The 13,226-nt window shown below is 72.9% G+C and carries 11 protein-coding genes and 2 pseudogenes; 9 read left to right on the top strand and 4 right to left on the bottom strand.

What is annotated here, in order from left to right; translation table 11 throughout:
• Nucleotides 1-79 (bottom strand): annotated as a pseudogene (locus MTQ10_RS31700) (crotonase/enoyl-CoA hydratase family protein); the annotation flags it as partial.
• 70 nt (nucleotides 80-149) lie between these two features.
• Between MTQ10_RS31700 and MTQ10_RS20090 the strand changes: the two are divergent.
• The 6 genes from MTQ10_RS20090 (at nucleotide 150) to MTQ10_RS20065 (ending at nucleotide 5,323) form a co-directional block, all read left to right on the top strand.
• Nucleotides 150-908, top strand: a complete 759-nt coding sequence (locus tag MTQ10_RS20090; RefSeq protein ID WP_247470068.1) for a crotonase/enoyl-CoA hydratase family protein — start codon at nucleotides 150-152, stop codon at nucleotides 906-908.
• A gap of 371 nt (nucleotides 909-1,279) precedes the next feature.
• Complete coding sequence (locus MTQ10_RS20085; protein WP_247470066.1) at nucleotides 1,280-1,639, top strand: hypothetical protein; 360 nt, start codon at nucleotides 1,280-1,282, stop codon at nucleotides 1,637-1,639.
• Nucleotides 1,636-2,532: an XRE family transcriptional regulator gene (locus MTQ10_RS20080; protein WP_247470064.1), complete on the top strand. Its 897-nt coding sequence runs from the start codon at nucleotides 1,636-1,638 to the stop codon at nucleotides 2,530-2,532. The genes MTQ10_RS20085 and MTQ10_RS20080 overlap by 4 nt, the downstream gene beginning before the upstream one ends.
• A gap of 11 nt (nucleotides 2,533-2,543) precedes the next feature.
• Nucleotides 2,544-3,413 carry a hypothetical protein gene (locus tag MTQ10_RS20075; protein ID WP_247470053.1) on the top strand — a complete coding sequence of 290 codons (870 nt, stop codon included), beginning with the start codon at nucleotides 2,544-2,546 and terminating at the stop codon, nucleotides 3,411-3,413.
• 178 nt (nucleotides 3,414-3,591) lie between these two features.
• On the top strand, nucleotides 3,592-3,786 hold the full coding sequence (locus MTQ10_RS20070; RefSeq protein ID WP_247470051.1) for an antitoxin: 195 nt from the start codon (nucleotides 3,592-3,594) through the stop codon (nucleotides 3,784-3,786).
• Nucleotides 3,787-4,225: 439 nt separating this feature from the next.
• Nucleotides 4,226-5,323 (top strand): mechanosensitive ion channel family protein, encoded by a 1,098-nt coding sequence (locus MTQ10_RS20065; RefSeq protein ID WP_247470049.1) that lies wholly within the window; start codon nucleotides 4,226-4,228, stop codon nucleotides 5,321-5,323.
• Nucleotides 5,324-5,327: 4 nt separating this feature from the next.
• Here MTQ10_RS20065 and MTQ10_RS20060 read toward each other — a convergent pair.
• Nucleotides 5,328-5,518 (bottom strand): annotated as a pseudogene (locus MTQ10_RS20060) (hypothetical protein); the annotation flags it as partial.
• 186 nt (nucleotides 5,519-5,704) lie between these two features.
• Here MTQ10_RS20060 and MTQ10_RS20055 point away from each other — a divergent pair.
• The 3 genes from MTQ10_RS20055 to MTQ10_RS20045 all read left to right on the top strand — a co-directional run bounded on the left by MTQ10_RS20055 (nucleotide 5,705) and on the right by MTQ10_RS20045 (nucleotide 10,313).
• On the top strand, nucleotides 5,705-7,924 hold the full coding sequence (locus MTQ10_RS20055; protein WP_247470047.1) for an NADP-dependent isocitrate dehydrogenase: 2,220 nt from the start codon (nucleotides 5,705-5,707) through the stop codon (nucleotides 7,922-7,924).
• A 184-nt stretch (nucleotides 7,925-8,108) separates the two neighbouring features.
• Nucleotides 8,109-8,849, top strand: a complete 741-nt coding sequence (locus tag MTQ10_RS20050) for an N-formylglutamate amidohydrolase (protein WP_247470070.1) — start codon at nucleotides 8,109-8,111, stop codon at nucleotides 8,847-8,849.
• Nucleotides 8,850-9,101: 252 nt separating this feature from the next.
• A complete protein-coding gene (locus tag MTQ10_RS20045) occupies nucleotides 9,102-10,313 on the top strand; it encodes a cytochrome P450 (protein ID WP_247470045.1) in 1,212 nt (403 codons plus the stop codon).
• 64 nt (nucleotides 10,314-10,377) lie between these two features.
• Here MTQ10_RS20045 and MTQ10_RS20040 read toward each other — a convergent pair whose 3' ends face one another.
• Together MTQ10_RS20040 and MTQ10_RS20035 are read right to left on the bottom strand one after the other, a co-directional pair.
• The gene (locus MTQ10_RS20040) at nucleotides 10,378-11,724 is read right to left on the bottom strand and encodes an NtaA/DmoA family FMN-dependent monooxygenase (protein ID WP_247470043.1); all 1,347 of its coding nucleotides are present in this window, start codon (nucleotides 11,722-11,724) and stop codon (nucleotides 10,378-10,380) included.
• Nucleotides 11,725-11,745: 21 nt separating this feature from the next.
• Complete coding sequence (locus tag MTQ10_RS20035) at nucleotides 11,746-12,951, bottom strand: LLM class flavin-dependent oxidoreductase (RefSeq protein ID WP_247470040.1); 1,206 nt, start codon at nucleotides 12,949-12,951, stop codon at nucleotides 11,746-11,748.
• Between the last annotated feature and the right edge of the window lie 275 nt (nucleotides 12,952-13,226).

Raw genomic sequence — 13,226 nt, 5'->3', positions numbered from 1 at the left:
CGCCCATCGCCTTCAGATCGGCGCCCGCACAGAACGTGCCGCCCTCACCCCACAGCACCGCCGCCCGCGCCTCGCCGTCCGTCCCCGCCCGGTAGCGTGCGACCCGATGCCGTCACAGCGAAGTGCCGTCGCAGCGGAGGGGAGTCGCAATGTCCGTGCGTGTGGAGCGTCAGGGGCCCGTCACGACCGTAGTGCTGTCGCGGCCGGAGGTCCGTAACGCCGTGGACGGTCCCACGGCGGCCGAACTGGCCGATGCCTTCCGGGATTTCGAGGCGGACGGCGAGGCGCGGGCGGCGGTGCTGTGGGGTGAGGGCGGCACGTTCTGTGCGGGCGCCGATCTGAAGGCGATGGGCGGCCCCCGGGCCAACCGGGTCACGGAGGACGGTGACGGGCCGATGGGGCCGACGCGGCTGCGGTTGTCCAAGCCGGTGATCGCGGCCGTCGCCGGGCACGCCGTGGCGGGCGGTCTGGAACTGGCCCTGTGGTGCGATCTGCGGGTGGCGGAGGAGGACGCCGTGTTCGGCGTGTTCTGCCGCCGCTGGGGTGTGCCGCTGATCGACGGCGGCACGGTACGCCTGCCGCGGCTGATCGGCACGAGCCGTGCCCTGGACCTGATCCTGACGGGGCGTCCGGTGCCGGCGCGTGAGGCGCTGGAGATGGGGCTGGTCAACCGGGTGGTGGCGCCCGGCACGGCGCGGGCCGCGGCGGAGGAGCTGGCGGCGACGCTCGCGGCGTTCCCGCAGGACTGTCTGCGCTCGGACCTGGCCTCGGTCCGCGACCAGGAGGGGCTGTCCGAACAGGAGGCGCTGCTGCGCGAGGTGCGGTACGGGGCGGCGGTGCTCCCGCAGGCCCTCAAGGGGGCGGCGCGGTTCGCGGGCGGGGCGGGCCGGCACGGCGCGTTCGACTGACGGTCGGGGAGCCGGAGGCCGGGGCGGGGTGCCGTGCGGTCCCCTCTTGGGTGGTTCTTCAGCACAGGGGACCGCACGGGCTTTTCGATGCGGCGTCGAGTGGCGCCTCGCCTTTCATGATGCGGCCCGGGGCACCGGGGCGCGGGCAGACGGGGTGTTTCCCCCTCAAAGGGGTGAGGGTGTTCCCGAATCGGATGCGGGCGCCCGTGCGGGGTGTTCGCGGCGCGCGGCTCTATTGTTCCGTAATCCCATGATCACATGGCGTATCGGGTGAGCGCCGGGCCATGCTGTCTGCCCTCCTTCCTGACGGCGCTTCAGCACCGCCGCGGGAAAGGCCCGTTCGAGTGGCACCTCAAAGGAATGCATCGGGCATGACGAACAGGAAAATGCTCACGATCGCCGTCCTGGCGGCGATCCTCACCTGGAGCACGGTGATGACCGTGCTGGGGCAGGTCGCGGCCGTCGCCGCGTTGCTGCCGTCGCTGGGGCTGCTGGTGCAGCAGATCGTCCAGGCCCTCACGGCACCCGACGGCCACCCGGCCGGCGGTGTCGCCGCACCCGGCGGCCCGCAGCCGGCGGCCGGTCTCGCCGCGACGGGCGGTGGGCTCACGGGCGGCGTCTGTCCCGCGCCCGAAGCGCACCTCCCGGCCGGCGGCGCCCCCGCTCCCGGCGGGCGGCCGACGGCCGGTGCCGGGCCCGTCGCCGCCGACGGACAGGAGCCGCCCCGATGATCTGGAGCTCCGACGCCGACCAGCCGCCTTCACCGGAAGCCCTGAGGCCGGCCGGCCGCCGGGGCCGCAAACCGGCCCCGATCTCCGACAGCGCGGGCCTGTCGCACCGGGCGTGGCTGGAGCCGGTCCGCAGTCAGCTGTTCGCCAGTGGCCTGACGCTGGACGACGTGGTGGACCGGTCCGGTTACTCCAAGGCGCGGATCAGCGAGCTGCTGCGCGGCAACGGCTACTACCCCGCCTGGGAGATCACGTTCAGCGTGATCCGCGCCCTCGGCCTGCCGGCCGTGCCGATGCTGCGGCTGTGGGCCGCGGCGGCCCAGGAGGCCCGCAAGGAGCCCTCTTGGATCCGGCACAGCATCGAGCAGGTCGCGTTGCAGCCGGAGCCTCCGCCGGTGGCGCACCGCGCGTTCGTCGAGGCGATGGAGCGGCCGTACACCGACTACGCGCGTGCGGTGCTGCTCACCGAGAAGCGGGCGCGGTTCGTGGTCCGGGAGACCTTCGACATCCTGTGGCTGTGCTGGAACGAGGCCGCCACCAGTGAGAATCTCCGGCGCTATGCCTGGCGGCTGCTGCGTTCGCGGGTCATGGCGCGCGCCCACCGCCGCCCCGACGGCCGACCCGATCTGCGGGCCACCGTCTTCTCCACGGCCGAGGTGCACGACAGCGTGCCCGGCCACATGGTGGCGTTCAGTGAGCTGACCGGCCTGTTCGACGTGCTCGGCCTGCTGCCGCACGACCAGCTGGACGTGGTCGTGCTGCGGCATCTGTGCGGTATGCCGCCGGACACCGTCCCGGACGTGGTCGGGTTGAGCCCGGCCATCACGCACGCCGTCGACCATCACGCCCGCGCCACCCTCGAACGTCTCCTCAGCCCTCACAGCTCCCGGGAGTGAACCCACCCGTCATGACCTCCATCGACGCCCTCCTCGCCCGTGCCCGGCTCCACCCCCGCCCCGACGTCCCCTCCGACACCGTCGCCTACGAGGACCACGACCCGCTCGACCCGCTCGAAGTCTCCGCCCCTCAGGTGGACGAGCCCGCCGGTGACGCGACCGCCGCCGAGCAGCTCGACCGGCTGTGCGAGGTGGTGGTGACGACGGTGGCGCCGGGCGCGCTGGAGTTCCTCACGGATCAGCTTCCCGAGCCGCCCGCCGCGTGGCTGCTGGGCTGCGCCCTGCACCTGGCCGGCGTGGCGGACGGGGCCCGCTTCTGGTGGCAGTACGCCGCCGGCGCCGGTCACTCGCCCGCCGCCTACTGTCTGTCCCTGCACCATCACGCGCGCGGTGAGGAGCACGCGGGCGCGTTCTGGTACGACCAGACGGGTCTGGACGAGGCCGCGGACGGCGACAGCTTCCCGGTCGCCGGGGTGTGCCCGTCGCTGAACGGCTTCCGTTTCGACGCCAGCCTTCCGACGGTGCTGCGGATACTCAGCCATCTCGCGGCCCCCGGCCGGCGCCGGCTGCCGCACCGCGCGGACGCCGTCACCAACTATGTCGCCCGGACGGTCACGCACGGCTACCGGCGGCACCCGAACGTGGAGATACCGGTGCCCGAGCCACGCTTCGCCGACCGGATCACCTTCCTGCTGAGCACCGACCCGCCGTGGGCCCGCCGTATGGCCCGTGTCTTCCGGCAGACCGACCTGCCCTGCCGGGCCCAGGGCGGTGGTACGGCGCCGTCGCGGGACGCGGCGGGGGCGGGCCGTACGGCGGCGCAGGTGGCGGCCGATGCCGCGGCGGCCTCCCGGGTGGCGTCCTGGGGGCAGCCGGGATGACCTCGCCAGGCGTGCCGGACGACCTCGTGGGGAGGTTCCGGACGGTTCGCGTACGCCCGTGGAGGCGGGGTACCCGGCGGTCACCCGTTCGGCGCACGCGAGCGGGTACGTACTGCGGTCGGCGGCTTTCCTGGGGAGGTCAGCCACTTCACCGACCGTGAACGGCAAGGAGTCCCCCATGGGCATGATGGACAAGTTCAAGCAGATGCTGAAGGGCCACGAGGACCAGGCCGACAAAGCCGTCGACAAGGGCGGTGACTACATCGACCAGCGGACCCAGGGCAAGTACAGCGGGCAGGTCGACTCCGCCCAGGAACGGATGAAGGACCAGTACGGCCGCAACGACCAGGGTCCGGGCGAGCCGGGGCAGTAGCCCCGCCCTCCGGCACTTCACGCCACCGGGGCCCGCCCGCGGACCGTACGTCCGCCGGGCGGGCCTCCTGCGTGACTGGGGGTGACGTCGGACGACGGGGAGTGCACGCCCGTACGCCCGGAACCGAGCCGGTTCCAGAGGCCTGCATGCGGGGCGCGCTCTCGGCGGTCCCCCCTTCCCCCGGCTCCGCGCGCCGCCGTACCCCCCGGTGCCTCGCGCTGTCCACCGCCGCTGCCGCCCCCGGCGGGATGACACCAGTCCCCGCACGAACTGCTGTTCCGGATACGGCAGGATGAGCCGGCGCGCCGTCTTCTGACGCCCCGTCGGACGCGGCGCCGAGGCACATCCCGGAACATCGAGCAGGTGACAACGTGACGAGACTTCCCATCCGGCCGCCGGCGGCCCCACGTGCCGCGGTTCGTCTTCCCGGAGGCCTCCGGTGACGCGCGACCTCACCCTGGACGACTGGATCCTGGCCGGTGTCGCCGTCGCGGCGGGGCTGCTCGCCGCGCTTGTGTCACGGTCGGTGCTGCGCTGGCTGGCCAAGCACGCCAAGCGCACCAAGTGGAGCGGCGACGACGTCATCGTGGACGCGCTGCGCAGCGTCGTGCCGTGGGCGGCCATATCCGGCGGTGTCGCGTCAGCGGCGGCGGTGCTGCCGCTGACGCGGACCGTGCAGCGGCACACCAACCAGCTGCTGACCGTACTGCTGATCGTCGTGGTGACGTTCTCCGCGGCCCGGGTGATCTCGGGGCTGGTGCGCAGCGTCACCCAGTCCCGCTCGGGCGTCGCCGGATCGGCGACGATCTTCGTCAACATCACCCGGGTGCTGGTGCTGGCGATCGGTTTCCTGGTGGTGTTGCAGAGGCTGGGCGTCTCGATCGCGCCGCTGCTGACCGCCCTGGGCGTGGGCGGTCTGGCGGTCGCGCTGGCGTTGCAGGACACGCTCGCCAACCTGTTCGCGGGCATCCACATCCTCGCCTCGAAGACCGTCCAGCCGGGCGACTACATCCGGCTGAGCAGCGGTGAGGAGGGGTACGTCGAGGACATCAACTGGCGTCAGACGACGGTCAGGGCGCTGTCGAACAACCTGATCGTGATCCCCAACGGGCAGCTAGCCAAGGCGAACATGACCAACTTCATGCGCCCCGAGCAGCAGTTGACGATCCTGGTGCAGGTCGGGGTGTCGTACGACAGCGATCTGGAGCATGTGGAGCGCGTGACGACGCAGGTCGTCGCCGAGGTGATGACGGAGATCACCGGTGCCGTGCCGGACCATGAACCGGCGGTGCGTTTCCACACGTTCGGCGACACGCGGATCGGGTTCACGGTGATCCTCGGCGTGGGCGAGTTCAGCGACCAGTACCGGATCAAGCACGAGTTCATCAAGCGGCTGCACCGCCGCTTCCGCGAGGAGGGCATCCGTATCCCGGCACCCGCCCGGGACATCACGGTGCGCCGGGCGGGCGGGGCGGGCATCCCGCAGCAGCGGGGCGCGGAAGGGGCGGGCGACGTGTCCGCCGCCCGCCTCGACTGAACCGTCACAGCGTGGCGGAGCTGTCGTGCCGGCGTCCGCCGTCCCGCTCGCGGCGCGGGGCGGCGGCCGACGGGCCCGTCGGGGTCACCGTCCCGTCGGGGTCACCGTCCCGTCGGGGTGGCCGGGTATCCGCGGCGTCCTCGTGCCGTACAGCCAGTCCCGCAGGAAGCCGGAGACGTCCTCGCCGGACACCTCGCAGACGGGTCGGGCCGTCGCGGAACGAGATGACGATCACCCTGCTCGACCGCAGGAACGGCGGATCGGGTTGCACGCCGAGGGACGCGAATGTGTCCGGATCGCGGTCGGGCCCCTGTCGAGCCCGACCCGATCACGAGATATCTTGATGTCGAGCAATGTTGCAGACGTGGAGCGGAGCACCCGGTGACTGACTCGACCATCATCTATACGCACACTGACGAGGCCCCGGCCCTGGCGACGTATTCCTTCCTGCCGGTGGTCCAGGCGTACGCCTCGCAGGCGGGCGTCCCCGTGGAGACCCGCGACATCTCGCTGGCCGGGCGCATCATCGCCGTCTTCCCGGAGTACCTGACCGAGGACCAGCGCATCCCGGACGCGCTGGCCGAGCTGGGCGACCTGGCCAAGAAGCCCGAGGCCAACATCATCAAGCTGCCGAACATCTCGGCGTCCGTACCGCAGCTGAAGGCCGCGATCGCCGAGCTGCAGGGCCAGGGCTACGCGCTGCCGAACTACCCGGACGAGCCGAAGACCGACGAGGAGCGGGAGATCAAGGCCCGTTACGACAAGGTCAAGGGCTCCGCCGTCAACCCGGTCCTGCGCGAGGGCAACTCCGACCGCCGCGCCCCCGCCTCGGTGAAGAACTACGCCAAGACCCACCCGCACCGCATGGGCGCCTGGTCCCCCGAGTCCAAGACCAATGTGGCCACCATGGGCGAGGACGACTTCTGCTCCACCGAGAAGTCCGCCGTCGTCGAGCAGGACGGCTCGCTGCGTATCGAGCTGGCCGCCGAGGACGGCACCACCACCGTGCTGCGCGAGTCCGTGCCGGTCCTCGCCGGTGAGGTCGTCGACGCCTCCGTGATGCGTGTGGCGAAGCTGCGCGAGTTCCTCGCCGCCCAGGTCGCCCGCGCCAAGCAGGACGGCGTCCTGTTCTCCGTGCACCTGAAGGCCACGATGATGAAGGTCTCCGACCCGATCATCTTCGGTCACGTGGTGCGCGCGTTCTTCCCGAAGACGTTCGCGAAGTACGGCGAGGTCCTCGCCGGCGCCGGCCTGTCCCCCAACGACGGCCTCGGCGTCATCTTCAAGGGCCTGGACGCGCTGCCCGAGGGCGCCGAGATCAAGGCGTCCTTCGAGGCGGAGCTGGCCGAGGGCCCGGACCTGGCGATGGTCGACTCCGACCGCGGCATCACCAACCTGCACGTGCCGTCCGACGTCATCGTCGACGCGTCCATGCCGGCCATGATCCGCACCTCCGGCCACATGTGGGGCCCGGACGGCCAGGAGCACGACACCCTCGCGGTCCTGCCGGACTCCTCCTACGCGGGCGTCTACCAGGCCGTCATCGACGACTGCCGCGCCAACGGCGCCTACGACCCGGCCACCATGGGCTCGGTGCCGAACGTCGGCCTGATGGCGCAGAAGGCCGAGGAGTACGGCTCCCACGACAAGACCTTCGAGATCCCGGCCGCGGGCACCGTCCGCCTCGTCGACCAGGACGGCAACGTCGTCCTGGAGCAGCCGGTCGCCGAGGGCGACATCTTCCGTGCCTGCCAGACCAAGGACGCCCCGATCCGCGACTGGGTGAAGCTGGCCGTGACCCGCGCCCGCGCCACCGGGGACCCGGCCGTGTTCTGGCTGGACGAGAACCGCGCCCACGACGCCCAGCTGATCGCCAAGGTCAAGCAGTACCTGCCGGAGCACGACACCGAGGGCCTGGACATCCGCATCCTGTCCCCCGTCGAGGCGACGAAGCTGTCCGTGGAGCGCATCCGCCGCGGCGAGAACACCATCTCCGTCACCGGCAACGTGCTGCGCGACTACCTCACGGACCTGTTCCCCATCCTGGAGCTGGGCACCAGCGCCAAGATGCTGTCGGTCGTCCCGCTGATGGCGGGCGGCGGCCTGTTCGAGACGGGCGCCGGCGGTTCCGCGCCGAAGCACGTCCAGCAGCTGCTGAAGGAGAACTACCTGCGCTGGGACTCCCTCGGTGAGTTCTTCGCCCTGGTGCCGTCCCTGGAGCAGTACGCGGCGACCACCGGCAACACCAAGGCGAAGGTGCTGGCCGACACCCTCGACCGCGCCACGGCGACCTTCCTCAACGAGGACAAGTCCCCGACCCGTCGCGTCGGCGGCATCGACAACCGCGGCAGCCACTTCTACCTGTCCCTGTACTGGGCGCAGGAGCTGGCCAAGCAGACCGACGACGCCGACCTCGCCAAGGCGTTCGCGCCGCTCGCGGAGACCCTCGCCGCGAACGAGGAGAAGATCGTCGAGGAGCTGATCGCCGTCCAGGGCAAGCCGGCCGACATCGGCGGCTACTACCAGCCCGACCCGGCCAAGGCCGCCGCGGTGATGCGCCCGTCGGCCACCTGGAACGAGGCGCTCGCCTCGCTGAGCTGACACCGGCAGGCCTGATCCAGGTCCCGCCCAGGTCACACCCGGGCCTCACGCCCACCGCTCCGCCCCGGCCGCGCACCGCCCGGCCGGGGCGGAGCCGTCTTCCGAGCACGCATGTCCGGCTTCCGCGCCGTGCCCGGGCCGTGTCCGGCCCGGCTGACGGTGACCGGCCGCCGACTCCCCCGTCCTGCTGCACGTCCCGCACTCCTCGCGGGAGATACCGGCCGACGTGCGCGCGGGCATCGTCCTCGACGACACCGCCCTGGAACGGGAGCTGGACCACATCACCGACGCACACACCGCCGAGATCGCCGCCCGCGCGGCGGCGACCGCCGGCCTGATCCCGTGGCGGTTCGTCAACGGGGTCTCCCGGCTGGTCGTCGACCCGGAGCGGTTCCCCGACGACCGGGAGGAGATGCTCGCCGTCGGCATGGGCGCGGTGTACACGCGGACCACGCACCGGGAGGAGCTGCGGCCCGCCGACCACGACCCGGAGCCGATGCTCGCCCGGTACTTCCGGCCGTACGCGAAGGCGATGACCGAGGCCGTCGCCGACCGGCTCGACGCCACCGGGCGCGCCGTGATCATCGACGTGCACTCCTACCCGACCAGCGCGCTGCCCTACGAGCTGCACGGCGCGGGCCCGCGCCCGCCCGTGTGCCTGGGCACGGACGCCTTCCACACGCCGCCCGAGCTGCTCTCCGCCGCGCGGGAGGCGTTCGCCGGCTGCGGGGAGACGGGCCTGGACAGCCCGTTCGGGGGCACGTACGTGCCGCTCGACTTCTACCGGAGCGACCCCCGGGTCACCGCCCTGATGGTGGAGATCCGCCGGGACACGTACATGACCGAGCCGGGCGGCCCGGCCGGCCCCGGCCTGGACACCCTCGCCACGGCCCTGGCACGGCTGGTGGACGCGGTGTCCGAGTGAGGCGGTAGGAGGCCGGGCCGACGGCTGCCGTACGAGACGACGGGTACGACGTCCAGGGCCCCGCACCGCCCGCCGGGGCACGGCGGCCGGGATGCCGCACCTGCTGAAGGTGTACGGCATCCGGGGTGCAGCACCGGCTGACGGTGCACGGCATGCGTGGCTTCGGACGGGGTGCCGTGCGGCCGGGCCGGGCGCCCCTCCGCTGGAGCACTCCCGCGCGACAGCCGGGCCGGGCCCGGTGAGGGTGGGGGCATGACCGAGGAGACCACCACCACGCTCACCGGCCAGGGGCCGCCCGTACCGGGCAGTGCCGCCTGCGCGCCGGACGGCACGGAGGCCGACCCGGTCCCCGCCGAGCCGATACATGTGGGGCCGCTCACCCGGATCCGGCTGCCGCACGGGGAGGGCGTGGCATGGCTGGCCACCCGGTACGAGGACGTCCGCCTCATCACCGGCGACCCCCGGTTCAGCCGGGCCGAGGTGACGGACCGCCGGGCGTCGGGGCCGCACGCCGGGCCGCGGCCGGGGTCGCTCGCGTGGGCGGACCCGCCCGAGCACGACCGGCTGTCGAAGCAGGTCGCGGGGGCGTTCTCGGCCGCCGCGATGAAACGCATGCGCCCTCGGGCGCGCCGCGTCCTCGGTGCGCTGGTCGACGGTCTCCTCGCCGACGGGCCGCCCGCCGATCTCCTGACGCGGGTGCTGGAGCCGTTCCCGGTGATCGTGGTCAGCGAGGTCATGGGCGTGCCCGTGGCGGACCGGGAGCAGGTGCACTCCTGGGCGCGCCGGATCCTCGCCCCCGACGGTCCCGCCGGTGAGGAGGCCGAACGGCGGCTGTACGACTGGATCGCGCAGACGATACGCGGCCGTGCGCACAGCACCGGCGACGATGTGTACTCCCTGCTGGGCGCCGCGGTCTCCCGCGGTGAGATCGACGAGGAGGAGGCGGCCGGTCTGGCGGGTCCGCTGCAACTCGCCGGCGAGACCGTCACCGGTTTCTGCGGGAGGATGTTCTTGCTGCTCCTGACCCGGCCCGAGCTGATGGAGCGGGCGCGGGACGCCGAGCGGCGCGGGCCGCTCCTGGACGAGCTGCTGCGGTACGTCCCGCACCGCGGCGGCACCGGCCCGGCCCGCGTCGCCCTGGACGACGTCGACGTGCACGGCGTCCGTGTCGCCAGGGGCGACCGGGTGTACGTGTCCTACCCGGCGGCGTGCCGTGACCCGGCGGTCTTTCCCGACCCGGACCGTGTCTACCCGGCCCGCGCCCCCAACCCGCATCTGGCCTTCGGCAACGGGCCGCACTCCTGCACGGGGGCGCTGCTGGCCCGTATGCAGACGGACCTGCTGGTGGACACCCTGCCGCGCCGGCTGCCGGGCCTGCGCCTCGCGGTGCCGCCGGACGAGATCCCCCGCCGCGACGGCACGGCGGGAGGCGGTCCGAGGGCGCTGCCGTGCCGGTGGGACTGAGGCGTCACGCGCGGGTGCCGTGGTCAGGGCTTCGGGCCAGTGGGGCCCCTGGCCCGGCTCTGGCCTACGCGGGCCGGTTCAGGCCCAGGTGGTCGCGCAGGGTGGTGCCCTCGTAGTCGGTGCGGAAGACGCCCTGTTCCTGGAGGAGCGGGACGACCTTGTCGGCGAACCCGTCGAGGCCGCCGGGGGTGATGTGCGGGACGAGGATGAAGCCGTCGGCGGCGTCGGCCTGCACGTACGCGTCGATGGTCTTGGCGATGGTCTCGGGGGAGCCGACGAAGTTCTGCCGGTTGCCGGTGTTGATGACGAGGTCGCGGATGGACCAGTTGTTGGCCTCGGCCAGCTCCCGCCACTCGCGGGCGGTGGCGATCGGGTCGCGGTACATGTGCACCTGGGCGCGGCCCCGGGCGAGGTGCTCGGACTCCACGTCCGGGTCGATGTCGGGCAGCGGCCCGTCCGGGTCGTACGCCGACAGGTCCCGGTTCCACACGAACTCCAGGTGCCGGATGGCGGTGGCGCCGCTGACCTGCTGCCGGCGGATCTCCCGGGCGAGTTCCTCCGCCTCGGCGTCGGTGTCGGCGAGGGCGAAGGTCGCGGCGGGCAGGATCCGCAGGTCCTCGGGGCGGCGGCCGTGGCGGGCCAGGCGGGATTTGACGTCCCGGTAGAAGGCCTGGCCCGCTTCCAGGGTGCCGTGCCTGCTGAAGATCGCGTCGGCTTCGGCGGCGGCGAACTCGCGGCCCTCCTCGGAGTCGCCGGCCTGGAAAATGACGGGGCGGCCCTGCGGGGAGCGGGGCACGTCGAAGCGGCCCTGGATGTCGAAGTGCTGCCCGTGGTGGGCGAACGCGCCGGCGTCGGGGCGGCCGATGAAGGTGCCGCTGTCCTGGTCGGCGACGATCTCGTCGCCCTTCCAGGAGTCGAACAGTTCGTGCGCGGTGGCGAGGAACTCCTTGGCGCGGGAGTAGCGCTCCTCCTGGGGCAGGAAGCCGCCGCGGCGGAAGTTCTCGCCGGTGAAGGCGTCCCAGGAGGTGACGACGTTCCAGGCGGAGCGCCCGCCGGAGAGGTGGTCGAGGGTGGCGAACTGGCGGGCCACCTCGTACGGCTCGTTGAAGGTGGAGTTGATGGTGCCGGTGAGGCCGAGCCGGTCGGTGACGGCGGCGAGCGCGGCGAGGACGGTGAACGTGTCGGGGCGGCCGACGACGTCCAGGTCGTATATCTTGCCGCCCTGTTCGCGCAGGCGGAGGCCCTCGGCGAGGAACAGGAAGTCGAACTTGGCGCGTTCGGCGGTGCGCGCGAAGTGGACGAACGAGCTGAACTCGATCTGGCTGCCGGCCCTGGGGTCGCTCCACACGGTGGTGTTGTTGACGCCGGGGAAATGGGCGGCGAGACGGATCTGCTTCTGCGGCCTGGTCACGGTGGTGGGCTCCCTTCCGGCTCAGACGGCGCGGGCGTAGCGGTTGGCGGGGTGGGCGAGGCCGAGCAGCCCGCGCAGCGTGGAGGCCTCGTAGGCGGTGCGGAAGGCCCCGCGGCGCTGAAGTTCGGGGACGAGGCCGCGGGTGACGGCGGGCAGGTCGTGGCCGAGGACGGCGGGGCGCAGCCGGAACCCGGTCAGTCCTGTCCGCTGGAACTCCTGGAGGAGGTCGGCGAGTTCGGCGGGGGTGCCGGTGAACACCAGGGCGTCGCTCTCGTACGGCTCACCGGCGAGGGCGTCGAGGCGTTCCTTGCGGTCGGCGGCGGCGCCGGGGGTGTCGTCGAGGAAGACGACGAGGTCGGCGAAGACGTGCAGGGGTTCGTGGGCGCGGCCCGCGGCCCGCTGTTCGGCGCGAATCTCGGTGAGGACGGCGCGGGCCCGGCCGGCGTCGTGGGGGGTGACGAAGCCGATGTCGGCCTGCCGGGCGAGAAGCCGGTAGGGCAGGGTGCCGTGGGCGAGGGCGGTGACGGGCGGCTGGCCCTGTGGGGGCCGGGGGGTGATGGAGGGGCCCTTGACGCTGAAGTGGCGGCCCTCGAAGTCGATGTAGTGCAGCTTGTCCCGGTCGATGAAGCGGCCGGTGGCGACGTCGCGGATCTCGGCGTCGTCCTCCCAGCTGTCCCAGAGCCGGCGCAGCACCTCCACCCAGTCGGCGGCCTCGTCGAACAGGTCGGCGACGAAGTCCAGGGTGTCGGGGTCGTCGTAGCCCTTGATACGGGGGAAGGTACGGCGCCCGAAGTGGGCGGCCTCGTCGGGGCGGGCGCTGATCCGGACACGTATGCCGGCCCGGCCGCCGCTGACGTGGTCGAGGGTGGCGATCGCCTTGGAGAGGTGGAACGGCTCGGTGTGGGTGACGACGGCGGTCGGCACGAGCCCGATGTGCCGGGTCAGGGGGGCGATGCGGGCGGCGGTGAGGACGGCGTCGAGCCGGCCGCGGACCTGGTCGGTGCGGTCGTCGGGGGCGAGGACGTGGGAGGACTGCGGGCCGAGGCCGTCCTCGAGGGTGACGAAGTCGAGCAGGCCGTTCTCGGCCTCGGTGACGAGGTCGGCCCAGTAGCGGGCGGTGAACAGGTCGCGGGGGCGGGCCACGGGCTCACGCCAGGAGGCCGGATGCCAGCCGGTGCCGTCGAGGGCGACGGCGAGACGGAGGGGGGTCGCGGAGGTCGCGGTCATGGAGGTGGGCGCCTTCCTGAGGTCCGGTCGGTGGTCAGGAGTTGTCCAGCGGCAGGCCGGCGGGTCGGCCCCGCTCCGGTGCGGGGCCCTGCCGGGGAGATGTCATGCCTCGAGCCGGGCGGCGTACCGGCCGTTGCCGATGACGTGGCCGACGGCGCTCATGGCGGGGCTCAGGCTCGGGGACACCCCGGGCCGTGCCGGAGGGCCGCGCGCCGCGCCCGCGCCGGAGGGTTCCGGGCGGGGCGGTGCACGGCGGGCGCGCACGGTACCGGGGG

The sequence above is a fragment of the Streptomyces sp. XM83C genome (assembly GCF_023072675.1).
Taxonomy (GTDB): domain Bacteria; phylum Actinomycetota; class Actinomycetes; order Streptomycetales; family Streptomycetaceae; genus Streptomyces; species Streptomyces thermocoprophilus.
The sequence above is the reverse complement of the archived record's forward strand: the minus strand, read 5'-3'. Positions and strand labels throughout refer to the sequence as shown.

What these genes read in the sequence shown, in the direction of transcription:
- MTQ10_RS20090 (WP_247470068.1), top strand. Translation starts at nt 150, where the DNA reads ATGTCCGTGCGTGTGGAGCGTCAGGGGCCCGTCACGACCGTAGTGCTG.
- MTQ10_RS20075 (WP_247470053.1), top strand. Translation starts at nt 2,544, where the DNA reads ATGACCTCCATCGACGCCCTCCTCGCCCGTGCCCGGCTCCACCCCCGC.
- MTQ10_RS20035 (WP_247470040.1), bottom strand. Translation starts at nt 12,951, where the DNA reads ATGACCGCGACCTCCGCGACCCCCCTCCGTCTCGCCGTCGCCCTCGAC.
- MTQ10_RS20045 (WP_247470045.1), top strand. Translation starts at nt 9,102, where the DNA reads ATGACCGAGGAGACCACCACCACGCTCACCGGCCAGGGGCCGCCCGTA.
- MTQ10_RS20080 (WP_247470064.1), top strand. Translation starts at nt 1,636, where the DNA reads ATGATCTGGAGCTCCGACGCCGACCAGCCGCCTTCACCGGAAGCCCTG.
- MTQ10_RS20070 (WP_247470051.1), top strand. Translation starts at nt 3,592, where the DNA reads ATGGGCATGATGGACAAGTTCAAGCAGATGCTGAAGGGCCACGAGGAC.
- MTQ10_RS20085 (WP_247470066.1), top strand. Translation starts at nt 1,280, where the DNA reads ATGACGAACAGGAAAATGCTCACGATCGCCGTCCTGGCGGCGATCCTC.